Origin of the sequence: Gordonia malaquae, assembly GCF_037148075.1 — a bacterium.
GTDB classification, from domain to species: domain Bacteria; phylum Actinomycetota; class Actinomycetes; order Mycobacteriales; family Mycobacteriaceae; genus Gordonia; species Gordonia malaquae.
In genome coordinates this window covers 923,822-949,414 of record NZ_JBBCUB010000001.1, presented here as the reverse complement: position 1 = coordinate 949,414, position 25,593 = coordinate 923,822, and the positions used below count along the sequence as shown (strand labels likewise).

Genomic DNA, 25,593 nt, shown 5'->3' with positions numbered 1-25,593 from the left:
CTCCGCCCTCACCGCAAACACCAACGAAAGGCACAACCATGACCGACGAGAACACCCCCGCTGCCAGTTGCTGCAGTTCCACCCCGGCAGCTCAGTCCGCACCCGCGGCTTCCAGTTGCTGCAGCACCGTGCCGACCGAGACGGTCGCCGACAACGGGCGCGACAACCTGCTCGCACACAAGTAGAGACACGGCGGTGGGGGGGGGGGGGCCCCCCGCGGGGCCGGGGGGGGGGGGGGGGGGGGGGCGGGCGGCCCGCGCCGCCGGCCCCCCCGGGCGGCGGGCCCCCCCCCCCGGGGCTCCCGGTTGCCCCCGCCCGCCCCCCCCCCCGCCGGCCCCCCCCCCGCGCCCCCACCCCCCCCCCCCACCCACCCCCCGCCCCGGCGGCCCCGCCCCCCCCCGCCGGCCCCGCGACTTGTTGTTCTCGGCGTCTCAGCAGTCGAACGGTCGCCTCGTCCGAGCGTGCCGCAGGCCCGACCAGACCCACAGTCCTCCGCCGCCCGACACCAGGATCGACGCCGCCAACAGCCCCGGAACCTCCGGCCACACCCAGCCCGGCCCGCCGAGACGATCGGCCACGGCCAGCAGCCATCGGACCGGCGGTCCTGTGGCCCGGACCAGCATTTCAGCGGGCACCTGTGCCGGACCGAACCGCGGTCCCGTCGCGCCGATCGCCGCGGCCGCCGTGCCCGCGATGCCTATCAGCGGAACCGCCGGAGCCGCGAGGACGTTCGCGAGCACAGCGAACACGCTGACCTTCCCGGTCAGTGCGATGACGATCGGCGTGGTCAGAATCTGAGCGGCGAGCGTCATCGCGATCAACGATGCCAACCAATCCGGGACGCCACGGTCGAGTAGAGCGAAGCGGATCGGCGCGGACCACACCACGAGACCGACGGTCGCCGCCACCGACAGCGCGAACCCGGGTGCCAGTGCCATCTCCGGCCACCACAGCACCACCAAGATCACTGCGGCGCCCAACGCCGGCAACGCCTGTGACCGCCGAGACGTCAGTCCGGCCACCAACCCGACTGTTCCCATGATCGCGGCACGCAGGACGCTGTCGGTGGGCCGGACCAGGACCACAAAACCGATCACCGCGATCGCGCCGACGGCGAACACCGTCCGGGTCGACGCCCCGCACGCGCGAACGCACAGCACCACCGCACCGACCGTGAGCACAAGATTCGACCCGGAGACGGCGAGAAGGTGCGACAGCCCAGCGGCTTTGAACGTGTCGCGAGTCTGATGATCGAGACCTCCGGTGTCGCCGAGGACCAGGCCCGGCAGCAAGCCGCCCGCACGACCGCCGAGAGCTCTCGCAGCGAGTTCACGCAAGCGGACTCGGACATCGCCCGCCGCACGCTGCCACCACGGCGCATCCCTGATCCGCCGGATCTCCCCCGCAGCACTCAGCTCGGCCGCAATGAGCCGGTCACGGCCCGCCACCGCTGCAGGTCTGGCACGCACCCGGACCTCGATCCGCTCACCCGGCAGCAAGTCGGCGGCACTCGCGTCGACGTGCAGCCGCGCAGCAACAGGTCTCATGGAACGTCCGGACAGTCGCTCTATCCGCACCGGGACGGTGACTCGCCTGCCCCCTGCCTGGACTGTCGGATCCCCCGCCACGGTGACCTCCACCACGGGTTTGCCCACCGCGGAGAGGATCGGAGACGAGTCGACCGCGACGACGCGCAGGATCACGATCACACCCGCCGCCGCCGACACCGCGCACGCTGCGGCCACCGTCGGCGCGATACCCGACCACCGCCGAACTCGGCACACCGCCACAGCGGCCGCGACCAGAATCAGCACCGCTGCCACTGACGCCGGCACCGGTGCGACGAGGGCTGCGGCAGTTGTCGCCCAGGAGCCCGCTGCCGGTGCGACGAGCCGCAGATCGGCCATCAGCCGACAGTCACCAGCGGCCGCAGCTTGGCCAGTCTGCTCGGCCCGATGCCGTCGACCTCGGCGAGTTGATCAACCGACGTGAACCGGCCGTGCGTGGAGCGCCACGCGATGATCGCTTGAGCCGTCACCGGTCCGACCCCGGGCAGCTCGTCCAACTGCGCTTCCGTCGCCGTGTTCAGGTCCACCTGCCGGCCGCCACCCGTCGGCAGCGACCCGCCCGGCGCCGTCGTCGTCTCGTCGCCCGATGTGACGACCGCGCTCCGCACCTGATCACCGCCGCTGCGCCCGACGAGGATCTGGTCTCCGTCGTGCACGACCTGCGCGAGGTTCAGCGACAACAGGTCGGCGCCCTCCCTGGCCCCGCCTGCTCGATCGAGAGCGTCGGCCACTCGCGACCCTGGACGCAGTCGAACCAACCCTGGCCTGGACACCATTCCGACCACGCTGATCACCATCTCGGTAGGCGGCGGTGTCGACGCCTGCCCTGCAGACGGCGACTCCTTCGGTTCGACCGACTGCTCGAACGCGACGAGCGGCGCGGCGGGTTCGTTCTCCCGCAGCAGGGTGTACCCGGCGAACGCACACCCGATCAGGCCGACCGCGACCAGACCGATCGCGGCCCGAGGAAGCATCGTCCACCGGTGCTTCCGCTCGTCCCAGTCGTCATCGTCGTCGTCATCGAGGCTCCGTGGTGACTCGTCGACATGGTCGAGGTCGTCGTCGAGGATCTCGAACGACGCCGACTGTCGCTCCGACCACCGGCGTCGGCCCGCACCGGAGTCGAGCCAGTCGGGCATCGCCGTCGCACCCCAGCGTTCCACCGCGGGGTCGGCGTCCGGTGTCTCGTCTTCCCCGTCTGGCGGCCTCGTCCTCTCGGGCGCACGCATCAGACGTGACAGCCGATCCGGCCCCGGCTCGCGGTTCTTGCCCGCCCGCAGATCCATCCCCATGAACGCACCGTAGGCGCGGAATCAGCCTGCGAGAGTCCTCGGACCGACCTGTGGACAGATTCACCGGGATTCGCGCGTTGTGCACAACGCCTCGACCGGCGTTCGTCAGAAGGTGATGGGGTCCAAGCCGTGAGCCAGTGCGACGCCCACGGCGCCGGGGCCCACGTGGGTCCCGAGGACCTGCCCGAGGTCGACGGTGAGCGTCGACGGAACGTCGTCGAGCCGGCTGACGACCGAGTCGAGGACCTCCGAGGCCAATGCCGGGTTCTGGCAGTGCTGGACACCGACCGTGACAGGCTCGCCGTCCGCCAATTCGACGATGGTGTCGACCATCTTGCTGATGGCTTTGGTCATGGTGCGGTGACGCTCCCGAAGCGCGAGGACACCGTCTGCCATGTGGAGGATCGGCTTGATCGACAGCGCGGACCCCAGGATGTGGCCGGTCGCGCTGAGGCGACCGCTGTGACGCAGATTGTCGAGGTTCTGGACACAGAGGAGCGATTCGGCGGTCGCCCCCGCACGGACAGCGGCCTCGTACACGTCGTCGCGCTCGCCGCCCGCCTGTGCCGCCTGGACCGCGGCCATCGTCGTCAGTCCGAGGGAGACTCCGACCGACCGGGAGTCGACCACGCGGACCTCACCGTCGAGAGCGTCGGACGCGAGACGGGCCGCGCTCCAGGTGCCCGACAGCCGGCGTGACATGTGAACGGCCACCACACCGTCGCCGTCACTGATCTCCAACGCCCGCTCATACGCGCTCCGCAAGTCTGCGAGACTCGCACCGGAGGTGGTCACATTCGGCGTCGACACGACATCGGTGGGGATGTCGTCGACTCCCTCCAGGTACTCGGTACCGTCGTCGAGAGTCACGTGCAGCGGAACCTGCAAGATCCCATACTTGCTCATCAGTGACGCGGGCAACCGCGATGATGAATCGGTGACGATGACGACAGGCACTCCCATAGGTTAGCGGGTGCTGACAGAACGCGATCACACCAGGCGCGCGCTGATCCCGTCGAGAAACCGCTCGATCCCCGACTCGACGAGCACCTCGACGTCGTACGGGTATCCGACGTCCATGATCGCCGCCATGGTCGGAAACCGATCCGGCGGAGCGATTCGCCGCAGCTCCGCGACCCTGGTGTCCATCCACTCGTCGTTGGTGACGCCGGTCTCGGCCCGATCGGACAGTTCGGGCTCGAGGGTCGATCCGAGCCCACGGATCAGGTTGAGGAGGCACAGGTAGTCGGTGAACGCCTGAACCGGGTCGAGTCCGGCACCGCACAGACTGCCGAGCATTCGTTCGGCGAGCGGCATCGCGTTGGGCATCGACGCAGGTCTCGTCATCGACAGCGCCCCCGCGAACCACGGATGCCGAGTCATCGTCTGCCACATCGTCCGACATGCGCCCTGCAGGTCGGCCCGCCAGTCGCCGGTCACCGGCGGCAGCTCCATCTCGCCCATCACCCGATCGAGCATCACGAACTCGAGATCGTCGCGGCTCGGCACGTACCGGTACACCGACATCGTCGGAATCTCGAGCGCCGCGGCGAGTCGTCTCATCGAGACCGCTGCGAGCCCCTCCTCATCGGCGATCGAGACAGCCACGGAAACCACACGGTCTTGGGTGAGGACCGACTGGGCCGACCCGTCCGGAGAACGGACCACACTGCCCCGACCGGGAGTCGAAGTGATCAGCCCGTCGTCCTGAAGCAACGTGAGGACGCGACTCGCCGTCGCCATCGCCACGTTGTGGTCGCGCATGATCGCCCGAGTCGACGGAATCGGATCACCTGGCACCAACCGGCCGGTGACGATGCGCTCCCGCAGGACGTCGGCAATCCCCTCAGCACGGCTCATCGGACCTCACCTTCACACGAACGCACTAGTGCACTTTTATTGAAATACCACGTGAACACCGTATCGCAGAGCGATTCATACAGCGTACGTTCGCACTATGTACAGAATGTTGAACATCCTCGTCAGCGGAGCTTCGATCGCCGGGCCCGCTTCCGCGCTCCTCCTCGCCCGCCAGGGGCACACAGTCACCGTCGTCGAACGTGCACCTTCGCTTCGCCCTGGTGGACAGACGGTCGATCTCCGCGGAGCGGGTCGGACCGTCATCGATCGAATGGGACTCACCGCCGCCACCGACGCGAAACTCCTCAATCAGCGAGGCATCGCGACCGTCGACGCCGGCGGCAGGCATGTCAGCGAGCTGCCGGTCGAGGCGTTCGACGGCAACGGCATCGTCTCGACCCACGAGATCCTCCGCGGGGACCTCTCCGAGAGCATCGTCGACGCCGTCCCCTCCACCGTCGAATGGATCTGGGACGACACCGTCACCGCCATCACCAGGGACGGCGAGCACGCCGTCGTGTCGTTCGAGAAGGCCCCGTATCGCCGGTTCGATCTTGTGATCGGCGCCGATGGACTCAACTCAGCGGTCCGCCGCGCCGCGTTCGGCCCCGACGAGGAATACCTCGACCCCATCGGCCTGCGGTACGCGTGGTTCACCGCGACGATCGATCAGTCGCTCGACGGCTGGTACCTCATGCACAACGAGGTCGGCGGACGAGTGGTCTCGTGCCGCCCGTCGCGCGTCGACGGCACGGTGAAGGCCTCTCTGGCGGTCCGCGGCATCGATCCCGTTCCGCTTCGTGACCGTGTCGCGCAATGGGACATGCTCGACGCCGCTTTCACCGACGTCGGCTGGGTGGCGCCACAACTCCTCAATCAGATGCGTGACGCGGACGACTGGGCGTACGCCGACCTCGCCCAGGTCAAGATGGAGTCGTTCGCCCGCGACCGGGTGGTGCTCGTCGGCGACGCCGGATACTGTCCCACCCCGCTGACCGGCCTCGGCACCACACTCGCACTCGTCGGGGCGTATGTGTTGGCCGGCGAGATCTCCCGATACGACGACGTCGACGCGGCGCTCGACGCATATCAGCAAGTGATGCGCCCGTTCATCGCCCGCACACAACAGCTGCCCCCGGGCGGGGCGTCGGGCTATGCGCCGTCGAGCCGGATCGCCGTGATTCTCAGCCGCTGGACCTACTGGTCGATGAACCGGTGGCCGATGCGCAACATCCTCGCCTCACAGTTCGCGAAGGCGGACGGCATCGACCTGCCCGGCTACTCGCTCGCGTGAAGGACGCTCCCGACAACCGGCGCGACGGCGTCGGCGATCTGAGCGTGCGCTTCGATGCTCCAGTGGATCCCGTCGGGATTCATGACGAAGTCCGGATCGTCGTACGCCGCGGACGTGACGTCGTAGAAACCGGTCACCGTGGGGATCGAGTGCTCGTCCGCCCACCGTGTGATGGCGACAGTCAACGGCACGCGCCCGGGGTGGGCGTGACCGTAGTACGGACTGTCGTGGGTGGACGGCAGGCAGACCACGATCGGGAGGTCGGGGCGGAGGTGTGCGACGGCCCCGCGGATCTTCTCGAAGTACTCGACGGTGACGCGCGGAGGCAGCGCCATCGGCCACCCGAGCGGTGAGAGCCGCGGCTGCAACCACGAGTAGCCGTCGCGGACCACCTGACGGAGGCGAGCAGGCCGCAGATAGCGGATCTGCTCGCGCAAGGCCGTCGGCATCGGCGACGGCAGCGAGTCCATTCCACCGAACGCGAGGACGAGTACGTCGGCTTTCGGCAGCGCGGCCCAGATCCGCGGATCCTGGGTGATGGCCCACCACACGTCACGGCTGGTCCAGCCGATGCGTGCGAAGAGCTCGACCGGACGATCCAACTGGACTCCGACCAGGTTCGGCCAGATCCTCCGGTCGTCGGACGGCAAACCGCCCGTCTCGTCGTAGTACGACAGCGAGTCGCCCAGAACCATGATCGAACCCACGGATGAGACCCTTCCTACTGAACGCCGAGATCAGCCGACTCGGCTGTCGCGTTCCATACGTCGAGACGCCACACAGGCGCGTCGTCTGCGGTGGTGCTATGTCCGGACAGTTGCACCCAGCTGGTGTTGGCGAGTCCGCCGAACACCGGCCAGTTGGCGACGGGGAGCGCGAGCAGGCCGGCAGTCAGCGCAGCGATGCAGCCGCCGTGCGCGACGAGGACGACCGGTGCGTCCGGGGTCTGGCCCGTTCCCCAGTCGTCCAATCCCGCGACTAGTTCGTCGACGACCGGCAGCATGCGCTCGGCCACCTGCACTCGGCTCTCGCCGTTCGGCGGAGTCCACGTCGAGTCGTCACGCCACACCCGGCGCGCGCCGGGCATCGTTTCGTCGACCTCGTGGTGGGTCATGCCCTGCCAGTCGCCGAGATGGGTCTCGCGGAGTCTGGAATCTGTGGTGACGTCCTGACCGGTCACCGCGCCGATGGCCTGCGCCGTCTCGTATGCACGACGCAGATCGGACGACAGGATCACCAGCGGTGACCGTGTCGCGATCGCGCGACCTGCCACGCGCGCCTGTTCCACCCCGACGTCGGAGAGGTCGGTGTCGAGCTGGCCCTGCATGCGCTGGGACGCGTTGTAGAGAGTCTCACCGTGCCGGAGCAGGATCAGCCTCCGAACGACCGGCGTCAAACGTTCGACGCTGGAATCCCCGGGATCCGGTTCGCCCCTCATTCCGCGGGAAGGACGGCGTCGTCGTCCTCGCCCGGCTCCGGACGTGTCGCCGGCTCCACACCCTCGAGTTCGAGGAGCGGGCAGTCCTTCCACAAGCGCTCGAGGCCGTAGAAGTCGCGCTCGTCGTCGTGCTGGACGTGCACGACTATGTCGCCGTAGTCGAGCAGCGCCCAGCGCCCTTCACGAGTCCCCTCGCGACGCAGCGGTTGATGCCCTGCCTCGCGCAACTTGTCTTCGATCTCTTCGACGATCGAGTTGACCTGGCGTTCGTTGTCTGCGGAGCAGATCAGGAACACGTCGGTGATCACGAGGTGCTCGGACACGTCGATCGCGGCGACGTTGGTCGCCAGCCGCTCGACGGCTGCATGCGCGGCGATCGTGGTCATCTCGAGGGATTCGGCGGACACACTCACGTGGGTTCCTTTCGGTACAGACCGTGCTTGTTGATGTACTGGACCACGCCGTCGGGCACGAGGTACCAGACGGGGCGATCGGCGACGGCCCGCGCCCGGCAGTCCGTCGACGAAATCGCCAGGGCGGGGATCTCGATCAACTGGAGCGCGTTCGCGGGCTTGGACGCCAGGTGCTCGGTCAGATGGGTGGCATTCAGTTCGTATCCGGGCCGCGACACTCCGATGAAGTGGGCGAGCTCGAACAAGTCCTCCCAATCATGCCAGTTCAGGATCGTTTCGAGGGCATCGGCACCGGTGATGAAGTACAGCTCGTCGCCGGGGAACGCACGTCGCAGGTCACGCAGGGTGTCGACCGTGTACGTCACACCGTCGCGCTCGATGTCGACCCGACTCACCGTGAACTGCGGATTCGACGCCGTCGCGATGACGGTCATCAGGTAGCGATGTTCGGCCGGGCTGACATGCCGGGACGGGTCCGCGGCGTGAGCGCCTTCCTTCTGCCACGGGCGGCCCGTCGGGACGAAGACCACTTCGTCGAGCTTGAACCGGTGAGCCACTTCGCTCGCCGCCACGAGGTGCCCGTTGTGGATCGGATCGAAGGTTCCGCCCATCACGCCGATGCGGCGCGGCTCTGCGCTGTCCGGTGACATGTGTTGTGACATTACGCGGTGACGACCGTCGTCTCACACGGGTAGCAGGTCGGCGATCACACGGCCGAGTTGATCGACGTTGCGACATTCGAACATGTCGATCGCGTCGCCGTAGTCCGACGCAGCCGAATCCCCCGAATCCCAGTGCTCCTTGCGTTCTGGATTCAGCCAGTAGGCGTTGCGGACCTTGTCGCGGATCTTCGCCAGGGAGTCGACGTGTGTCGGTCGGAAGTTGTTGCGCGCGTCGCCGAGGATCAGCAGCGCACTGCGGTGCGTCAGAGTGTCGAGGTAGTGGTCGGCGAAGCCCTTGAGCATGTGGCCGTAGTCGGAGTGCCCGTCACGCAGGCTGATCTGCGCCTGCGTCAGCATCGTCGTCATCCGTTCGCCGAACTGCGAGTCGTCGTTGCCGCGATCGAAGAACTCCGTGACCTCGTCGACGGTGTCGACGAACGCGAAGATCCTCACGTTGGAGAACTGCTGCCGCAGCGCGTACACGAGTTGCAGGGTGAACTGACTGAACCCGGACACCGACCCGGACACGTCGCAGATGACGATCAGCTCCGGCTTGCCGGGGCGCGGCTTGCGGCGTCGCAGGTCGATCGGCACGCCGCCCGTTGACATCGACGCACGCAGGGTCGCCCGCACGTCGACGGCGGCGTGCTTGTTGCGCCGACGACGGAACTCCAGCTTCGAAGCGAGCAGCCGAGCGATCGGGTCGATCGTCCGACGCATCTTGATCATGTCCTGCGGGTTCGCGGAGAAGAAGTCGATGTTCTCGGGCAGCTTGGGCACCGCGTACTGCGAGACGGCGTCACGTCCGCGGACCTCGGCCATCCGCCGCTGCGTCTCGGTCTCCACGGCCTGACGGAGGCGGGTCGTGGCGTCGCGGGCGGCCTGCCTGTTGAGCGGATCGGTGCCCGCCCGCTCGCCGTCGCGTCCCTGCCCGCCGGCCATCGCCGCGGCGATCCTCGCGATCAGGGTCTGCGGCGAGATCACCGACATCGCCTGGTACACCGAGTACGACTCCCCCTGCGCCGACTCGTATTGCCCCATCTCGGCGACGATCAACGCCACCAACTGGTCGAATCTGCCGTCGGCCATCGCCTCAGGGTCGGCCAACGTCTGCGTGACGAGTTCCCGGACCGCGTCGACGTCGACTTTTCCGTCCGCGTCACGCTTCACCACCGTGCTCGCGATGCGCGCGGTGTTGCCCAGTGGGAACCACAACTCGAAACACCTGTCGAAGGTGTCCCGGTGCAGCGGATCAGACAGGATCGTCGCTGCGAGCCCCTCCCGGAGCGACTCGCGATCGAGCAGGTCGAGGACAGTCATCGCCTGGCCCGCATCGATCAGGTTCGACGGCCCGACAGTGATCCCCCGGCCACGCAGATCCTCGACGAAACCGGTGAGGGTGTCGACGATCCTCTCGACTCCGCTCGAGGAGCTGGAAGACTCGCTCGAGGAGCTCGGAGCCCCGGTCGAGACCATGTCAGCCGAGCTTCAGTTCGCGGATCGCCGTCGTCACGTCGGGACGGTGTTTGAGCACCACGCCGAGGGTCTTCGCGATCAGCGACTCGTCGAGCCGGCCACCCTTGATCGCCTCGTCGCCGGTTGTCATCGCGAGGAGCGTGTTGCCCCAGTCGATGGTCTCGGCGACCGACGGCTTCTTCTTGATGTCGAGCCCACGAAGCACTCCGACCACCCGGACGAGTTCGGTCGCGACCTTCGCCGGCAGCTCCGGAACCCGCGACGAGAGGATCTCACGTTCCAGCGCCGCGTCGGGGAAGTCGATGTACAGGTACAGGCAGCGACGCTTGAGCGCCTCGGACAGATCTCGGTTCGCATTCGACGTGAGCAGCACGATCGGTCGACGCTGCGCCGCGACGGTGCCCATCTCAGGAATGGTGATCGCGAAATCACTGAGGACCTCGAGCAGCAGGCCTTCGATGTCGACGTCTGCCTTATCGATCTCGTCGATCAGCAGGACCGTCGGCTCAGTTCGGCTGATCGCGGTCAACAGCGGCCTGGCCAACAGGAACTCTTCGGAGAAGATGTCGTTCTTGGTGGCGTCCCAGTCCCGGCTGCCCGCCGCCTGGATCGCCAGGATCTGCTTGGCGTGATTCCACTCGTACAGGGCTCGAGCCTCATCGATGCCCTCGTAGCACTGCAGGCGGATCAGGTCCGCGCCCGTGGCCTGTGCGATGGCGCGCGCGAGTTCGGTCTTGCCGACACCGGCGGGGCCTTCCACGAGCAGCGGTTTGCCGAGGCGATCGGCGAGGAAGGTCGTCGTCGACGTTGCGGCGTCCGCCAGATATCCGGTCTCTCGCAGGCGTGCGGTGACGTCCGCGGTGTCGGCGAACACCGGCGTCACGTTGTCTGCGGTCATGCCGGACGCACCTGTCCGTCGCCCCACACCAGCCATTTGGTGGAGGTCAGCTCGGTGAGTCCCATCGGGCCGCGCGCGTGCAGCTTCTGCGTCGAGATGCCGATCTCCGCGCCGAAGCCGAACTGCTCGCCGTCGGTGAACGCGGTGGACGCGTTCACCATCACTGCGGCCGCATCGACTCGCGCGGTGAACTCGTTCGCGGCCGAGAGAGAACTCGTGATGATCGCCTCGGTGTGGCCGGTGCCGTAGGCGGCGATGTGGTCGATCGCGGCGTCGAGGCCGTCGATCACCTTGAGCGCGATGTCCAGCGACAGGTACTCACGATGCCAGTCGTCCTCGGTCGCGGGTTCGAATCCCGGCTCGTCGCTGTGGATCACCACACCCTGCGCCTGCAGCGCGGTCACGATCGGGGTGAGCGCCGTGTCGGCGACTCCCGCGTCGATGAGGACCGTCTCCACGGTGTTGCACACGCTGGGGCGACGCGTCTTCGCGTTCAGGATGATTCGGGTGGCGATGTCGACGTCGGCGTCGGCGTGCACATAGATGTGGCAGTTGCCGGTCCCCGTCTCGATGGTCGGCACGGTCGCGTCGCGGACGACCGCCGAGATCAGACCTGCTCCACCGCGGGGGATCACGACGTCGACCAGGCCGCGTGCGCGAATGAGCGCGGTCACGCTGTCCCTGGTCTCGCTGGGCAGCAGCGCAACGGCGTCGGGGCTCACCTTGTGTTCGGCGAGCACGTCGCGCAGGATCGCCACGAGTGCGGCGTTGGAGTCGGCCGCAGACGACGATCCGCGCAGCAGCACCGCATTGCCCGCCTTGAACGAGATGCCGAAACCGTCGACGGTCACGTTGGGGCGGGCCTCGTAGACGAAGCCGACCACACCGAGCGGGACTCGGACCTGACGTAGTTCGAGCCCGTTCGGAAGAGTCTTGCCCGCGGTCACCTGGCCGATCGGATCCGGCAGTGCCGCAACCTGGCGAAGGCCGCCGGTGATGCCCGCGATCCGGTCCTGCGTGAGCCGCAGGCGATCGACGAGCGACGCCTCCGTGCCTGCCGCTTCGGCACGCGCGACGTCGGAGGCATTGGCCTCCAGGACGGTCTCTGCGGCCGCGTCGATAGCATCGGCGGCAGCCAGGAGCACTGCGTCCTTCTGGGCGGTGGTCAGGGTGGCGAGGCTCCGCGACGCCTGCTTCGCGGCGGTCGCGAGGTCGGTGACGACAGCCGTCACGTCCTCGATGGTGGGTGCACTCATGCGTCAAGGTTAGCGCTGCCCTCCGACGCTCCCACCGTGGGCAGTGTCACCGTGAACGCCGCACCCGTCCCCGGTCCGTCACTCGCCGCGGACACGGTGCCGCCGTGCGCCTGCACCAGCGCGAAGACGATGGTCAGACCGATTCCGCTGCCCCCGTCTCGGCTGGAGCGAGCACTGTCGGTGCGGTAGAAGCGATCGAAGACGTGTGGGAGGTGTTCGGGATCGATCCCCTCGCCGCTGTCGGCGACGGTGACGACGACACTGTCGCCTGCGAGGCCTGTGCGGAGAGTGACAGAACCGCCCCTGGGCGTGTGCCGACGCGCATTGTCGAGGAGATTGCCGAGGACTTGACCGATGCGCGCCGGGTCCACTGTCAGCACGATGTCGGGATCGGTGTCGACCTGCAGGTCGAGGCCTGCGTCCCGGTACGCCGCCGACGCCGCAGTCAGCGCCGCGGTGACGAGTGCGCCCGTCGTGGTGCGTTCCGGGCGAATCGGATCGAGTCCCTCCTGAACCCGCGACACCGCGTTGATGTCCTCCGCCAGACGTGCCAAACGCTGTGAACCGGCACGCAACACCCGGATCGTGTCGGCATCGGCCGTCCGGACCCCGTCTTCGAGCGCTTCGAGGTGCGAGTCAATCGTCGCGATCGGCGTGCGCATCTCGTGACCGAGGTCGGCAAGCATCCGACGCCGCGTCGACTCGGTCTCGCCGAGACGGCGGGCCAGTTCGTTCACAGCGTCGGCGAGGTCGGCGAACTCCCGTCCGAGGCCGGCGTCGTCGACCCTGGTGTCGTATCGTCCGCGGGCGATGTCACCTGCCGATTCGGCGAGCGCACCGACCGAGCGGTCCACCCGACGGGCGAGCCACCAGCTCACGGCGAGGGCGATGAGCACCGCGACCAGGGCCGCGATCCCCCACGCCGGCACGAGTGTGCCGCGGAATGCCATCTCGATGTGTGCGGCAAGCCCGGAATCCTCTTCGATGCCCGCCTGTCGGAGGTGTTCGTGGAACAGGCCCGGAGCGATGAGCACCGACACCACTGCAGCTGACACGACGCAGCCGATCACCACCAACGACGACGCGAGAAACAGTCGGGTACCGAATCCGGCGCGGTTCATGCGCCGTCGCGCATCCGGTAGCCGACGCCGCGCACGGTGGTCACGAACCTCGGGTCGGCGGCGTCGTCGCCCAACTTGCGCCGCACGTGACCGACATGGACGTCGACCAGGTGATCGGCGCCGTTCCAACCGGTCCGCCAGACTGCGTCGATCAACGCGCTCCGGGTGACCACAACCCCCGGGTCTGCGGACAGCACTGCCAGCACGTCGAACTCGGTGCGGGTGAGATGCACAGGTTCACCGGCGACGCTCACCTCGCGGGCCGCGACGTCGATCGTGAGATCGCCGAACACTCTCACCTCGCGCGGCACGGTGCGGGTCGCAGGGCCGCCGAGCCCCGCTCGTGGCCTGCGAATCCGCGCTTGAATGCGCGCGGACAGCTCACGTGGGCTGAACGGTTTGGTCATGTAGTCGTCGGCTCCGACCGAGAGGCCGATGAGGGTGTCGACCTCGTCGCTCCGCGCGGTGAGCATCACAACGTAGGCGTCGGAGAACTCCCGCACCCGTCGGCACACCTCCACGCCGTCGAGCCCGGGCAGCCCGAGGTCGAGGACGAGGACATCGGGGTCGACGGCACGAGCGGTCTCGACTGCCTCGGCGCCGTCGCCCACTACGGTGACGTCGAATCCGTCCCGTTTCAGATACGACGCGACGAGGTCGGCGAGGTCCGGCTCGTCGTCGACGACCATCGCCCTCAGCGCGGTCCGCGCGGGTTCACTCATGACGTCCATCATGGCCGTACCCGTCACGAGCACCCACTCCTTGAGGAGATCTTGAGGCGACCTACAGCCGAATCAGGGTGTGCGACGGCCACACTCGACACGAGTACCCCCGCAAGCTTGAGTGAAAGGTCCATGCATGAACCCCCGTCTGATCGCCGCTTCCATCGCCGCTGTCGCCGCCGTCGCAGTCCTCGGCGCCTGCTCGTCGTCGGACGACTCGACGTCCGGACACGAGGGTCACGACATGTCGGCGACGTCCCAGTCCACGTCGGCGTCCGCGAAGGGCTCGAACAACGCAGCTGACGTCATGTTCGCGCAGATGATGCTTCCTCACCACGAGCAGGCGCTGGAGATGAGCGACATCCTGCTCGCCAAGGACGGTGTGCCCGCCGACGTCCGTGAACTCGCGACCACCATCAAGGCCGCGCAGGGACCGGAGATCACTCAGCTGAAGTCATGGCTCACCGCGTGGGGCGCGCCGAAGACCGCCGACATGTCGGGACACTCCATGGACGGGATGGTCTCGCCCGAGGACATCACCAAGCTCAAGAACGCGCCGGGGCCGGAAGCCGCAAAGCTCTACCTGACGCAGATGATCGCGCACCACGAAGGCGCCGTCGCGATGGCGAAGACGCAGATCGACGACGGTCAGAATCCCGACGCCGTCGCAATGGCCCGCAGCATCGTCGAGTCCCAGAACGCCGAGATCGAACAGATGAAGGGCATGCTCGGGAGCTGACCCAGGCCCGTCTCAACACGAGTCGAGCGCACGAGAGAGCACGTCGCGCGACGGCGCGTCGACGGGCAGGCCGTACCTCGCGAGGACCAGCACGAACTGGACCGCGTACTGGCAGTGGAACGAGCGAAGCGGCGGCATCCAGCGACCGGGCTCGGCATCGGACTTCTGCTGGTTGCTGCCGCCGTCGACCGCGACCAGGTTCGACGGGTCGTTGGCGAACGCCGCCCGACGTTCCGGCCGCCACTGCACAGCGCCCATGTCCCACGCGTACGCCAGCGGGACGATGTGATCGATCTGCACCGCGCTCGACGTCCTGCCACGCTCGAACACCACCGGCCGCCCGGTGTACGGGCTGGTCAACACCCCCGCTGCGACCGCATTCGGGCAGGACGACGTCGCCGCCGTGCCGGACACGGCGACATCGCGGGTGAGGATGTCGTTGCGGGTGTCGCATCCGTTCTGAGATCCCGGCGCGTCGGAGTCGTCAGTCCACGACGTCCCGAACGCCTCCCGCTGGTATCCGGCGTCGTGGGGCGGCCGCGCGCCGATCACCGTGAGGGCTCCGAACGCCTTCCGGGCGCCCGCGACCTGTGCGGCGGGCACCAATTGTCGTTCCTGAACAGGCCCGACACCCACCGCCACGGTCACCGACGTCAGAGCGAACACCGCCAACCCGATCCACTGCCTGGTTGAGAGGCGGACCCGGCCCGAGCGACGACGAAGATGCCGATCCGCCCACCGCATCGTGCCTCCCCCGCCGAGATCCGCCCCTCACAAGTTCAGACGCACAGACCCTCAGGGCGGTTCCACGACACGCGGACGACCGTCAGGACTTCTCGAGATACTGCGCGCGAGACGGGAGGAGCACAGCGTCGACGAGGTCGGCGAGCGCCGGGTGATCGGCCAGCGCACGATCTTCGGCGACGATCGACTCCGACAGCGCGCGAGCATCCGCGATCACCTCGACGTCGTCGATCAGCGAGAGGAAGCTGAGCGACGATTTGCCACCGGACTGCAGGGAACCGAGAACATCCCCTTCTCGGCGTTGCCTCAAGTCGACGAGTGCCAGTTCGAAACCGTCGTTCGACTTCTCGACCGCCCGCAGCCGCTCCATCGACGCAGACACCTCGTGGGCCGCCGTCAGCAGCAGACAGAGCCCTGCATGCCCGCCACGCCCGACTCGTCCACGCAGCTGGTGCAACTGGCTGACGCCGAACCGTTCGGCGTTGACGATCGCCATCATGGTCGCGTTGGGGACGTCGACGCCCACTTCGATGACGGTCGTCGCGACGAGAACATCGATCTCACCGCGGGTGAAGGCGTCCATCACGTCGTTCTTGTCGTCGGCGTGCATCCGCCCGTGCAAGACGGCGATCCGCCGCCCCGGAAGCCAGCGCGTCTCGAGCATCTCGGCCTGCTGGAGCACCGAGACGGTGTCGTCCTCCTTCTCGGCCGCCTCACCGGATTTGGACGACTTCTTCTTCGGCTTCGACTCCTCGTCGCCGATCCGAGTGCACACCACGTACACCTGCCGACCGGCGTCGATCTCCTCACCCGCCCTGGCCCACGCACGATCGACCCACTTGGCGTTCGTCATCGGAACGACGCTTGTGGTGATCGGTTGTCTGCCGCGCGGAAGCTCCGTCATCACCGAGGTCTCGAGGTCGCCGAACGTGGTCATCGCGACTGTCCGCGGAATCGGCGTCGCGGTCATCACCAGGAAGTGCGGACGCTTGTCGTCCCTGCCCTTCGAGCGCAGAATGTCGCGCTGCTCGACTCCGAAGCGGTGCTGCTCGTCGACGACCACGAGACCGAGGTCGAAGAATTCGACGTTCTCCTCCAGCAGCGCGTGAGTCCCGATGACGATGCCCGCGTCGCCGGTGACGGCGTCGAGCAGGGCTCGACGCTTGGACGCGGTGTTCAACGATCCGGTCAGAAGCCCGACGCGAGTCGCGCCGTCGGCCGCGCCGAGTTCCCCGCCCCGCGCGAGGTCGCCGAGCATCGTCATGACTGTTCGGTAATGCTGGGCGGCGAGGACTTCCGTCGGAGCGAGGATCGCGCACTGATGCCCGTTGTCGACCACCCGAAGCATGGCGAGCAGCGACACGAGGGTCTTCCCGGAGCCCACCTCTCCCTGCAGGAGACGGTTCATCGGGTGCTCCACAGAGAGGTCGTCGCCGATCTCTCCGAGCACGGTCTTCTGTCCGTCGGTCAACTCGAACGGCAGCCGCGCCAACAACTGGTCTTCGAGACCACCGGGCACATGGACGGCCGCCATCGAACGTTCCGCGCCGAGATCGGCGCGCTTCTGCGCGAGGGCAGTCTGGACTGCCAGGGCCTCGTCGAACTTGAGGCGTTCACGCGCCTCTTCGATGGACTCCATCGTCTCCGGGAGATGGACGTGACGGAGGGCTTCATCGCTGGTGATGAGACCGCGCTCGGTGCGTTGCTGCTCGGTGAGCGGGTCTGCCGACGGCACCGTGTCGGCGAGCACCTGGCGGACGGCCCGCCAGATCTCCCACGTCTGAACCTCACGTGTGGCCGGATACATCGGGATGATCGAACGTCCGAAGCTCTCGACGTCGTCTGCGGTCCCGGTGGAGATCTCGGCGTCGTCGGCCGAGTCCGAGTCGGTGTCCGACGGCCGGGCGGCGTCGAGCAGTTCCTCCATCATCCCGGTCCCGCGGACGTCGACTCCGTCGTCGGGCAGGACGAGCCAGTCCGGGTGCGACAACTGGATCTGGTTGTTGAAGTATTTGACCTTGCCTGCGAGCGCGACGCGAACACCCGCCCGCAACACTCGCTGGATGTACCGTGCGTTGAAGAAACTCGCCTCGTACCGACGGTTCCCGTCGTCGACGACGATCTTCAGGAACTTGCCGTACCGCCGCTTCATCGTGATCATCTGCGCGCGTTCGACGCGACCGATGACGGTGATCCACTCGTCGGGCTCGGGCAGTTCCGTGGTCGAGACCTGCCCCTGACGAATGTACCGACGTGGCACGTACCGGAGCAGTTCTCCGACAGTCGTCAGTTCCAGCCCCTCGAGCTTGCCGACGAGCTTCGCATCGAGAGTCGTCTCCGAGAGCAGCGACGTGTGCGTCAGCATCACTCGACGCCGACCTGCAGAAGGTTCGATGCCTGCCCCGTCTGATGCACCTCGAGCTCTATACCGCTGTAGTGCTTGCGCACGTGCTCGTTGATCGCGTCGAGAGTCTCCTCGTCGAGGGCTCCACCCGCCAGCACGCTGACCATCTCACCACCGGTCGCCAGCATCAGATCGAGAAGTGCGGTGGCGGCGTCCGCCGGCTGCTTGCCGATCACGAGGACGTCCGAACCGATGAGCCCGAGAGTGTCGCCGACCTCGCACGTCCCGGCGAGAGTGGTCAGCTTTCCGGACGAGATCATCAGTGACCCCCAGCGTGTCCCGGCGGCGGCTTCAGCCATCGCGAACGCGTCGACGTCGGGTTCCTCGCCCGGATCATGGACGGCCAACGCCGACAGACACTGCACCATCGACAGGGTCGGGAGGAACACCACCGACCGCTGCGTGGACCGAGCCTCGGCGCCGACGGTCACCAGATCTTGCGACGACATCATCCCGTTGCCCATCACCACGACGTGAGCACTGTCGGTGGACCGAATCGCTTCGGCGAGAGTCGCCGCGTCGACTCCCCGATCGGCGCGGACCACCGACGCTCCGGCGGCCGCGAACAGTTCCTCAGCCCCGTCGCCGTTCACCAGTGCGACCACGGCCCGCCGGAAACGGGGCGGAGGTTCGTTCGCGCCCGGAGTCGCGTTCAGCGCGTCGAGGACAAAACAACTGATCCGGATGTCGCGTATCTCACCGAGCGCCAGCCCCGCTTCGACGGCCGCACCGGGGTCGTCGGTGTGCACGTGCACCGAGAACCGTTCCGCGACGTCGGAGCTGTCACCGACGATGACGATCGAATCACCCAAGTCGCCGAGTCTGTCGCGCAGGCCTGCGATCTGTTTCGCGTCGGCGCCCTCCAGCAGATACATCACCTCGAAATCGGTGTCGCCGTCCGCGGAGCACGCGTGATCGACCAGACCGCCCGGCCCGGCGGTGGAGCCGCGGTACGCGCGACGTTTGTTCGCGACTCCTGTCACCACCGCGACCATCGCGTCAGCGATCACCAGGAACCCGCGGGCGCCGGCGTCGACGACGCCGGCCTCCGCCAGTTCCGGCATCTGCTCGGTGGTGAGGTCCAGAGCTTCGGCCGAGTCCTCGGCGACAGCACGCACGAGGTCGGCGGGCGAATCACTCACATGCGCAGACGCCGTCGCAGCAGCGACTTTGAGCAGGGTGAGGACTGTGCCCTCACGCGGTTCGCTGACCGCACGACGCGCCGAGAGTGACGCCAGACGCAGTCCGTTGGTGCACAGTTTGTTGAAGCCGATGTCGTCCTCGGCGATCCCCAAGTCCGCCGCATCCGCGAGCCCGACGAAGAGTTGCGCGAGGATCACTCCCGAATTGCCGCGCGCATTCGCGACGCATCCGTCGGCGAGCACCCTGGTGACCGTCGACAGGTCGGCATCGGCAGGCGCCTCATCGAGCGCCGCGACGGCGCCCGCCATCGTGTTCGCCATATTGCTACCGGTGTCCGAATCCGGAATCGGGAACACGTTGAGATCGTTGATCTCTCCACGGAGGGACGCGAGACCGTCGGCGCACGCGTGCGCCCAGTCGCGGATCAACTGCGGATTGACCGCGTTCCCACTCTTCGTCATTCGTCCACCCGCACTCTCTCGCACACCCGACATGTCCGCCATCGGCACCCGCGGCCGACGTGAGTTGTGTCTGACGTTACCGTCGACCCCTGACACTCCTCTCGATCGCAGGGCGAACAGGGATTCGGCACGGCCCGATTTGGCCATGGCCTCTCGATGCGGTTATTGTTGTCGGGTTGCCTGTCGACCGCGTGGACTCTATGCCCGCTGCACCCGACGGGCCGATCACCACGACCATTGTTTCTACCAAGGGAGTTCGCCATGGCTGCCGTTTGTGACGTTTGCGCCAAGAGCCCCGGCTTCGGCAAGTCGGTTTCGCACTCGCACCGCCGCACCAACCGTCGCTGGAACCCGAACATCCAGTCGATCCGTGTCGCCGGAGCCTCGGGCAACAAGGTGCGCAAGAACGTCTGCACCTCGTGCCTGAAGGCCGGCAAGGCAACTGCCTGAGTCGCAGCGCCTTCACGCTAGACCTGATCGCCGTCCGGTTCGCCGGGCGGCGATTCTGTCGTCTGGACGCCCTCGATCAGAGGTGTCCGACGGGCATCGTAGACTCCGGGGATGACCTCCCCCTCCTCTGAGACGATCATCCTCGACGCCGATGGTGTTCTGACACTGCCGATCTCGACTGCCGACAACGGCACCGCACTCGACCACGACCTCGTCCTCGCGGGGACCGAGGCACTGCTCGACGTGACGCGCGGCGTGCGCGACGCCGGCGCGATTCTCCTGACCGGCGCGGGCAAGAACTTCTGCGCGGGCGGCAACGTCGCGAAGTTCGCCGAAGCCGACGATCGCGCCGAGTACCTCCGCGGCCTCGCGGACGACCTGCACCGGTTCATCAAGGTCCTCTACCAGACCCGACTGCCTGTCGTCGCGGCAGTGAGCGGCTGGGCCGCCGGTGCGGGGATGAGTCTGGTGCTCCACGCCGACGTCGCCGTCGGCGGGACACGCACCCGTCTCCGTCCCGCTTACCCCGGCATCGGCCTGTGCCCGGACGGCGGCATGTCGTGGGCCCTTCCCCGCACCGTCGGCGCGGCCCGCGCACGGCACATCATCATGACCGATCAGATCATCGACGCTGCGCGCGCATTGGATCTCGGCATCCTCGCCGAAGTCGTCGAAGACGACGCTGTGGCCGACACCGCCCGCGCGACCGCCGCGAAGCTCGCTGCGGGACCCCGCGGATCCTTCGCCGCCATCCGTGACCTGGTGCACGCGTCCGCCTCGCGCACCCTCACTGATCAGATGGACGCCGAGGCGGCCTCGATCTCGTCACTGTCGACCACCGGCGAGGGCGTCGAAGGTGTCGACGCGTTTCTCGCCAAACGAGCGCCCGACTTCCGCGCGGCGCGCTGACCGCGTCTCACGGAAGGCGCCAGTCGACGGGTTCCGCGCCGAGGTCGAGGAGTTCCTCGTTCGCCCGACTGAACGGTTTGGAGCCGAAGAACCCTCGCGAGGCCGACAGCGGCGACGGATGCACCGATTCGATTGTCGGGACGTCGGGAAGCCATTCGGCGAGATTCCGCGCATCGTTGCCCCACAGGATCGCGACGAGCGGCTCGTCACGAGAAGCGAGTGCTTTGATCGCGCACTCGGTGACGGCCTCCCATCCCTTCTTGCGGTGCGAACCCGCGTCGCCGGGGGCGACGGTCAACACTCTGTTCAGCAGGAGGACACCCGCCTCCGCCCACGGGGTGAGATCGCCGTTCGACGGCTGCGGGTAGCCCAGGTCGTCGCAGTATTCGGCGTAGATGTTCTGCAGAGACCGCGGGATCGGACGGACGTCCGGTGCGACTGAGAAGCTGAGCCCGACGGCGTGGCCAGGCGTCGGGTACGGGTCCTGTCCGACGATCAGGACCCGAACGTCGTCGAACGGCTGCATGAAGGCGCGCAGCACGTTCTTGCCCGCGGGCAGATAGCGGCGGCCTTCCGCGTTCTCGGCGCGTAGGAAGTCGCCCATCGCGGCGATCTGTTCCTCCACCGGGGCCAGTGCGTGCGCCCATCCGGGATCGAGCAGTTCGATCAGCGGTGTCCGGGTCATCCGTCGATCCTCCGAAGGTTGTCGCGGTAGAACTGCGCGTTCTGGAAGTACAGCTCGGTGTTTCCGTCGACGTGTCCCTCCGGGACCACGTGGCCCTCGCGGAGCTTCGCGGGCACACCGAGTGCCATCGAACGCTCCGGCATGGTGAAGCCGTAGGGCACCACCGCACCGGCGCCGACGACGCTGCCCGCTCCGATCGTCGAGCCGTTGAGGACGACCGACCCCGACGCGATCAGGCAGTTGTCGCCGATGTCCGCGCCCTCGATGTGGGCGTTGTGTCCGACGACGCAGCCGGCTCCGATCACGGTGGCGTCGACGAACGTGCAGTGGATGACGGTGCCGTCCTGAATGTTTGTGCGTGCTCCGATGGTGATGGTCCCGTAGTCGCCGCGAAGGACGGCTCCGGGCCACACCGATACTCCGTCGCCGAGCGTGACGGCGCCGATCACGGTCGCGTCGGGGTGGATGAAGACGTCTTTTCCGAGGGTCGGCTCACGATCGCCGAGTGCGTACACAGCCATGCGTCGATCTAAGCATCCGATCAGTTCTCGGTGAACGACTGCCAACCGCGAACTGCGCCGACGACCTCGCCGTCGATGTACGCGCCGGCGCCGTCGGAGACTCGTCCGATGCGCGTCCAGCCCGGCGGGACGTCGCCTGCGGGGAACGCGGCGAGCAGTACGTGGTCCTCGCCGCCCCCGAGGGCCCAACGCACCGGGTCCACTCCGAGCGCTGCACTGACGGCGTCGAGCCACGCGGCCCGCGGGACCAGGTCGGAGTCGACGTCGAGCCGCACACCGGACGATGCGGCGACGGTGACGAGTTCCTCGACGAGGCCGTCGGAGACATCGGTCATGGCCGTCGCTCCGGCTCGTGCCGCCGCAGGCCCAGCCCTCAGATCCGGCTGAGGCAACCGGTAGGCGGCCACTGCCTCGGCGTGCGTGTCGACGAGCGCCGGATCGGCGCCGTGTTCCACGGCGGACAACACGGCGAGCCCACCCGCCGCTCCCCCGAGGGGCCCGCTCACCGCCAGCAGATCACCGGCACGCGCGCCCGACAGCGTCGCAGGCGCGAGGTCGTCGAGGACGCCGATCGAGGTGACCGTGATGACGACGGTCGGAGACGATACGAGATCACCACCGAGGACTCGAGCGCCATAGGCGTGGGTCTGCTCGACGATGCCTGCGTTGAGTGCGAGCAGACGCTCGACAACGGTCTCCGGGGGGCACGCGATGGACACCGTCACCCCGGTCAGCCGTCCGCCCATCGCAGCGATGTCGGCTGCACTCTGCACCACGGCGCGGGCGCCGATCTGCTCCGGTGTCGACCAGTCGAACCGGAAGTGCCTGCCGACGACGGCGGTGTCGGTGCTCACCACCACCGGCCCGTGGGAGACGAAGACCGCAGCATCGTCACCGGAGCCGATGACCACGTCGCCCGGCAGAGTTCCGGAGGTCCGTCCGACCGCCGCCTCGGTGAACCGCGCGATCAGTTCACGCTCCCCGATCTCACCCACAGTCGTCACGGCGTGAATCCTACGGGTCCCGACGGGCGGCCCCGCATCGTCGGGGACCTACCCTTGACTCATGGCGACTACCCCTGACGACGAGACCGGCCGCGAGGACGCACGACTGAGCCCGGCGTTGATCGCGACGCTGGTCGCCGTACCCGTCGCGGTGATCGCACTGTTCATCACCTTCGCCGCCATCAAGTCCTCCAACCGTCCGGACGCCGATCCGATCCCGGTCGAGAGCTACTCCCTCGCTCAGGGCGAAGGCGCTGATCAGTGCCCGGCGTTCATCAAAGCGCTCCCCGACACCCTCGGCGACTTCACCGACAAGTCCGTCGACGGCACGACCGTCCGGTGGACGCAGGCCGACTCCGAGCCGATCGTGCTGCGCTGCGGCGTGACCCGCCCGGCCGAGTTGGCGCCGACCAGTTCCCTTCAGGTGATCGACCCGGTCCAGTGGTTCATGACCGACACGATCGAGGATCGTGGGCAGGTGTACGTGTGCGTCGACCACCGTCCGTACATCGCGATGTGGATCCCTGTGGGCGCAGGCAACGCGCCGTTGACGGATGTGTCGAACCTGATCGCGCGGACTCTCACCCGTGCTCCCCTCGACTTCGGCAAGTAGAGAGTGCTGATTGAAGTCCGGACCGCACGCTGATTCACGCACTGAGCTTTGCTTCCCGCTCACGGATTATCCGTGAGCGGGAAGCAAAGCGGTGAGCGGGAATGACGTGCGACGGCGTCAGGCGTGACTGCCGTACACCTCGGGCTTGGGGCTGCGACCGAGGAGCGCGACGGCCATCTCCTGGACTGTCATGCCCTCGTTGCAGACGGCGTACACGGCTTCGGTGAGCGGCATGTCGACGCCGTGCTGCTGCCCGAGTGCACGGACCGATCGGCACGATTTGACGCCCTCCGCCACCTGGCCGTTGGTGGCTGCCTGCGCCTCGTCGAGCGTCGCGCCCTCACCGAGACGCGCCCCGAAGGTTCGGTTGCGGGACAGCGGGGACGAGCAGGTCGCCACGAGGTCGCCGATGCCGGCGAGTCCGGCGAGCGTGGTGATGTCCGCTCCGAGGGCCGCGCCGAGTCGGATCGTCTCGGCGAGGCCGCGGGTGATGATCGTCGCGATCGTGTTCTGCCCATAACCCATGCCCGCCGCGATGCCGCATGCGAGGGCGATGACGTTCTTCGCCGCTCCGCCGATCTCGCAGCCGACGACGTCGGTGTTCGTGTAGGGGCGGAAGTAACCGGTGCCGAACGCCGCCTGCACGCGCTTCGCCTGCGCCTCGTCGACACAGGCGATCACAGTCGCCGCCGGCTGTTCCAGCGCGACCTCTTTCGCCAGATTCGGACCCGACAGCACCGCGATCTGACGGGCCGGGAAGCCGCTGACCTCCGCGATCACCTCGCTCATGCGCTTCCCCGAGCTGACCTCGACGCCCTTGGCCAACGACAGCAGAATCGCGTCGGGCGAGATGTGATCGAGCCACTGGGCGAGATTGTCGCGCAGTGACTGCGACGGAACGGCGCACACGACGAGCTCGCGGCCGGCCAGTGCCTCGGCGGGAGAGCTGACCGCGGTCAGATTGTCCGGCAGGGTGATTCCCGGCAGGTAGTCGCCGTTCTCATGCCCGGTGGTGATCTGCTCGGCGAGTTCAGGTCGGCGCGCCCACATGACCACGTCGTTCCCCGCGTCCGCAAGGACCTTCGCCACCGCTGTTCCCCACGATCCGGAACCCATCACCACAGCACGCACACGAACTCCTCATCCGATCCTCGACGCAAGTGCGTCCAGACTAGTGCCATGCAGCTACCGGCTTCGGCGAAACCGCGTCGGCGGGGGCAGCCGGTGGTACCAACAGACGAATGGAGCACCATGGTCGACATGGGAGTCCGGCCGTCCGCAGCACCCGAGACCACTGTTGTACTCGCGGTCAAAGCTCTCGACGACGCGAAGAGCCGCCTCCGTCCGCTCCCCCCAGCGCACGACGACCGCCCGGCCCTCGTCGTCGCAATGCTCACCGATACGTTGACGGCTGTCGTCGCCGCCGGGCCGCGGCGGATCGTCGTCGTGAGCCCAGACCTCCGCGTGCACACGATCGCCTCCGACTTCGGTGCGGTCACCGTCGACGAACCGACCAGCAGACCCGCAGGCTGGACTGCGTTGAACGCGGCGCTCGCACACGGCGCCGCCGCCTTCGACGGGCCGATCGCGTATCTGCAGGCCGATCTCCCCGCGATGCGGGCGAGGTCGCTGCAGGAAGCTCTCGACGAGGCGGCGGACGAGCTGGTCGACGCGCCTGCCGCGTTCGTCTCCGACCGGGCGGGAACGGGAACCGCCCTGCTGGTCGCCGGACCGTCGTTCCGACCCCTGTTCGGCGTCGGCTCGGCGGCCGCTCACCGGGCCGCGGCGGCGGTGGAGCTCGATCCGGACCACTCACGCTGGCCGGATCTGCGGACCGACATCGACACCCCGGACGACCTCGCCGCCGCACGAGTCCTCGGTCTCGGCGGCACCACGTCGCAGCTGCTCCTGGGCTGATGC

At 67.7% G+C, this 25,593-nt stretch carries 27 protein-coding genes; 7 read left to right on the top strand and 20 right to left on the bottom strand.

What is annotated here, in order from left to right:
• The first annotated feature begins 38 nt into the window (after window positions 1–38).
• On the top strand, window positions 39–185 hold the full coding sequence (locus tag WFK36_RS04695; protein WP_336790116.1) for a hypothetical protein: 147 nt from the start codon (window positions 39–41) through the stop codon (window positions 183–185).
• A 246-nt stretch (window positions 186–431) separates the two neighbouring features.
• Here the strand turns inward: WFK36_RS04695 and WFK36_RS04690 are convergent, their stop codons facing one another.
• The 4 genes from WFK36_RS04690 to WFK36_RS04675 form a co-directional block, all read right to left on the bottom strand.
• Window positions 432–1,907 carry a ComEC/Rec2 family competence protein gene (locus tag WFK36_RS04690; RefSeq protein ID WP_336790114.1) on the bottom strand — a complete coding sequence of 492 codons (1,476 nt, stop codon included), beginning with the start codon at window positions 1,905–1,907 and terminating at the stop codon, window positions 432–434.
• The gene (locus tag WFK36_RS04685; RefSeq protein WP_336790112.1) at window positions 1,907–2,860 is read right to left on the bottom strand and encodes a helix-hairpin-helix domain-containing protein; all 954 of its coding nucleotides are present in this window, start codon (window positions 2,858–2,860) and stop codon (window positions 1,907–1,909) included. The genes WFK36_RS04690 and WFK36_RS04685 overlap by 1 nt, the downstream gene beginning before the upstream one ends.
• Before the next feature lie 105 nt (window positions 2,861–2,965).
• Window positions 2,966–3,817 (bottom strand): DegV family protein, encoded by an 852-nt coding sequence (locus WFK36_RS04680; protein WP_336790110.1) that lies wholly within the window; start codon window positions 3,815–3,817, stop codon window positions 2,966–2,968.
• 33 nt (window positions 3,818–3,850) lie between these two features.
• Complete coding sequence (locus WFK36_RS04675) at window positions 3,851–4,720, bottom strand: TetR/AcrR family transcriptional regulator C-terminal domain-containing protein (protein ID WP_336790109.1); 870 nt, start codon at window positions 4,718–4,720, stop codon at window positions 3,851–3,853.
• 106 nt (window positions 4,721–4,826) lie between these two features.
• Here WFK36_RS04675 and WFK36_RS04670 point away from each other — a divergent pair, with 106 nt between their 5' ends.
• The gene (locus tag WFK36_RS04670; protein ID WP_336790107.1) at window positions 4,827–6,014 is read left to right on the top strand and encodes an FAD-dependent monooxygenase; all 1,188 of its coding nucleotides are present in this window, start codon (window positions 4,827–4,829) and stop codon (window positions 6,012–6,014) included.
• On the opposite strand, the gene octT is transcribed toward WFK36_RS04670, so the two are convergent.
• Genes octT through WFK36_RS04625 form a run of 9 tightly spaced genes read right to left on the bottom strand, consistent with a single transcriptional unit; the run spans window position 5,999 to window position 14,000 of the window.
• Window positions 5,999–6,721 (bottom strand): diglucosylglycerate octanoyltransferase, encoded by a 723-nt coding sequence (gene octT, locus WFK36_RS04665; RefSeq protein WP_336790105.1) that lies wholly within the window; start codon window positions 6,719–6,721, stop codon window positions 5,999–6,001. The genes WFK36_RS04670 and octT overlap by 16 nt on opposite strands.
• A 14-nt stretch (window positions 6,722–6,735) precedes the next feature.
• Window positions 6,736–7,452, bottom strand: a complete 717-nt coding sequence (locus WFK36_RS04660; protein ID WP_336790103.1) for a histidine phosphatase family protein — start codon at window positions 7,450–7,452, stop codon at window positions 6,736–6,738.
• A complete protein-coding gene (gene rsfS / locus WFK36_RS04655) occupies window positions 7,449–7,865 on the bottom strand; it encodes a ribosome silencing factor (RefSeq protein WP_008381094.1) in 417 nt (138 codons plus the stop codon). Before rsfS ends, WFK36_RS04660 begins: the two co-directional genes overlap by 4 nt.
• Window positions 7,862–8,515 (bottom strand): nicotinate-nucleotide adenylyltransferase, encoded by a 654-nt coding sequence (nadD, locus tag WFK36_RS04650; RefSeq protein ID WP_336790099.1) that lies wholly within the window; start codon window positions 8,513–8,515, stop codon window positions 7,862–7,864. Before nadD ends, rsfS begins: the two co-directional genes overlap by 4 nt.
• A gap of 33 nt (window positions 8,516–8,548) precedes the next feature.
• A complete protein-coding gene (locus tag WFK36_RS04645; RefSeq protein ID WP_336790097.1) occupies window positions 8,549–10,003 on the bottom strand; it encodes a vWA domain-containing protein in 1,455 nt (484 codons plus the stop codon).
• Between the two features lies 1 nt (window position 10,004).
• Window positions 10,005–10,901 carry an AAA family ATPase gene (locus tag WFK36_RS04640; RefSeq protein ID WP_336790095.1) on the bottom strand — a complete coding sequence of 299 codons (897 nt, stop codon included), beginning with the start codon at window positions 10,899–10,901 and terminating at the stop codon, window positions 10,005–10,007.
• The gene (locus tag WFK36_RS04635; RefSeq protein ID WP_336790093.1) at window positions 10,898–12,157 is read right to left on the bottom strand and encodes a glutamate-5-semialdehyde dehydrogenase; all 1,260 of its coding nucleotides are present in this window, start codon (window positions 12,155–12,157) and stop codon (window positions 10,898–10,900) included. Before WFK36_RS04635 ends, WFK36_RS04640 begins: the two co-directional genes overlap by 4 nt.
• The gene (locus tag WFK36_RS04630; protein ID WP_336790091.1) at window positions 12,154–13,278 is read right to left on the bottom strand and encodes a sensor histidine kinase; all 1,125 of its coding nucleotides are present in this window, start codon (window positions 13,276–13,278) and stop codon (window positions 12,154–12,156) included. The genes WFK36_RS04635 and WFK36_RS04630 overlap by 4 nt, the downstream gene beginning before the upstream one ends.
• Window positions 13,275–14,000 carry a response regulator transcription factor gene (locus WFK36_RS04625; protein WP_336790089.1) on the bottom strand — a complete coding sequence of 242 codons (726 nt, stop codon included), beginning with the start codon at window positions 13,998–14,000 and terminating at the stop codon, window positions 13,275–13,277. The genes WFK36_RS04630 and WFK36_RS04625 overlap by 4 nt, the downstream gene beginning before the upstream one ends.
• Window positions 14,001–14,136: 136 nt before the next feature.
• Between WFK36_RS04625 and WFK36_RS04620 the strand changes: the two genes are divergently transcribed.
• The gene (locus WFK36_RS04620) at window positions 14,137–14,739 is read left to right on the top strand and encodes a DUF305 domain-containing protein (RefSeq protein ID WP_336790087.1); all 603 of its coding nucleotides are present in this window, start codon (window positions 14,137–14,139) and stop codon (window positions 14,737–14,739) included.
• A 12-nt stretch (window positions 14,740–14,751) separates the two neighbouring features.
• Here WFK36_RS04620 and WFK36_RS04615 read toward each other — a convergent pair whose 3' ends face one another.
• From WFK36_RS04615 to WFK36_RS04605, 3 genes are all read right to left on the bottom strand, one after another.
• Window positions 14,752–15,405, bottom strand: a complete 654-nt coding sequence (locus WFK36_RS04615) for an HNH endonuclease family protein (RefSeq protein WP_336790085.1) — start codon at window positions 15,403–15,405, stop codon at window positions 14,752–14,754.
• A 160-nt stretch (window positions 15,406–15,565) separates the two neighbouring features.
• Window positions 15,566–17,848: an ATP-dependent DNA helicase RecG gene (recG, locus tag WFK36_RS04610; protein ID WP_336790083.1), complete on the bottom strand. Its 2,283-nt coding sequence runs from the start codon at window positions 17,846–17,848 to the stop codon at window positions 15,566–15,568.
• Window positions 17,848–19,491 (bottom strand): DAK2 domain-containing protein, encoded by a 1,644-nt coding sequence (locus tag WFK36_RS04605; RefSeq protein WP_336790081.1) that lies wholly within the window; start codon window positions 19,489–19,491, stop codon window positions 17,848–17,850. The genes recG and WFK36_RS04605 overlap by 1 nt, the downstream gene beginning before the upstream one ends.
• Window positions 19,492–19,752: 261 nt before the next feature.
• Here WFK36_RS04605 and rpmB point away from each other — a divergent pair, with 261 nt between their 5' ends.
• Together rpmB and WFK36_RS04595 are read left to right on the top strand one after the other, a co-directional pair.
• On the top strand, window positions 19,753–19,941 hold the full coding sequence (gene rpmB / locus WFK36_RS04600; RefSeq protein WP_008381111.1) for a 50S ribosomal protein L28: 189 nt from the start codon (window positions 19,753–19,755) through the stop codon (window positions 19,939–19,941).
• Window positions 19,942–20,052: 111 nt separating this feature from the next.
• Window positions 20,053–20,850, top strand: a complete 798-nt coding sequence (locus WFK36_RS04595) for an enoyl-CoA hydratase/isomerase family protein (protein WP_336790078.1) — start codon at window positions 20,053–20,055, stop codon at window positions 20,848–20,850.
• Between the two features lie 7 nt (window positions 20,851–20,857).
• On the opposite strand, the gene WFK36_RS04590 is transcribed toward WFK36_RS04595, so the two are convergent.
• The 3 genes from WFK36_RS04590 to thiL are packed head-to-tail and all read right to left on the bottom strand — an operon-like array spanning window position 20,858 to window position 23,060.
• Window positions 20,858–21,535 (bottom strand): uracil-DNA glycosylase, encoded by a 678-nt coding sequence (locus WFK36_RS04590; RefSeq protein ID WP_336790076.1) that lies wholly within the window; start codon window positions 21,533–21,535, stop codon window positions 20,858–20,860.
• Complete coding sequence (locus tag WFK36_RS04585) at window positions 21,532–22,056, bottom strand: gamma carbonic anhydrase family protein (RefSeq protein ID WP_336790074.1); 525 nt, start codon at window positions 22,054–22,056, stop codon at window positions 21,532–21,534. Before WFK36_RS04585 ends, WFK36_RS04590 begins: the two co-directional genes overlap by 4 nt.
• A gap of 20 nt (window positions 22,057–22,076) precedes the next feature.
• Window positions 22,077–23,060 (bottom strand): thiamine-phosphate kinase, encoded by a 984-nt coding sequence (gene thiL, locus WFK36_RS04580; protein WP_336790072.1) that lies wholly within the window; start codon window positions 23,058–23,060, stop codon window positions 22,077–22,079.
• Window positions 23,061–23,121: 61 nt separating this feature from the next.
• Between thiL and WFK36_RS04575 the strand changes: the two genes are divergently transcribed.
• Window positions 23,122–23,673: a DUF3515 domain-containing protein gene (locus WFK36_RS04575; RefSeq protein ID WP_336790070.1), complete on the top strand. Its 552-nt coding sequence runs from the start codon at window positions 23,122–23,124 to the stop codon at window positions 23,671–23,673.
• Window positions 23,674–23,790: 117 nt separating this feature from the next.
• Here WFK36_RS04575 and WFK36_RS04570 read toward each other — a convergent pair whose 3' ends face one another.
• On the bottom strand, window positions 23,791–24,804 hold the full coding sequence (locus WFK36_RS04570; protein ID WP_008381123.1) for an NAD(P)H-dependent glycerol-3-phosphate dehydrogenase: 1,014 nt from the start codon (window positions 24,802–24,804) through the stop codon (window positions 23,791–23,793).
• A 120-nt stretch (window positions 24,805–24,924) separates the two neighbouring features.
• On the opposite strand from WFK36_RS04570, the gene cofC reads away from it, so the two are divergent.
• Window positions 24,925–25,590, top strand: coding sequence for a 2-phospho-L-lactate guanylyltransferase (gene cofC / locus WFK36_RS04565; protein ID WP_336790068.1), 666 nt, complete (start codon window positions 24,925–24,927; stop codon window positions 25,588–25,590).
• Window positions 25,591–25,593: the final 3 nt, after the last annotated feature.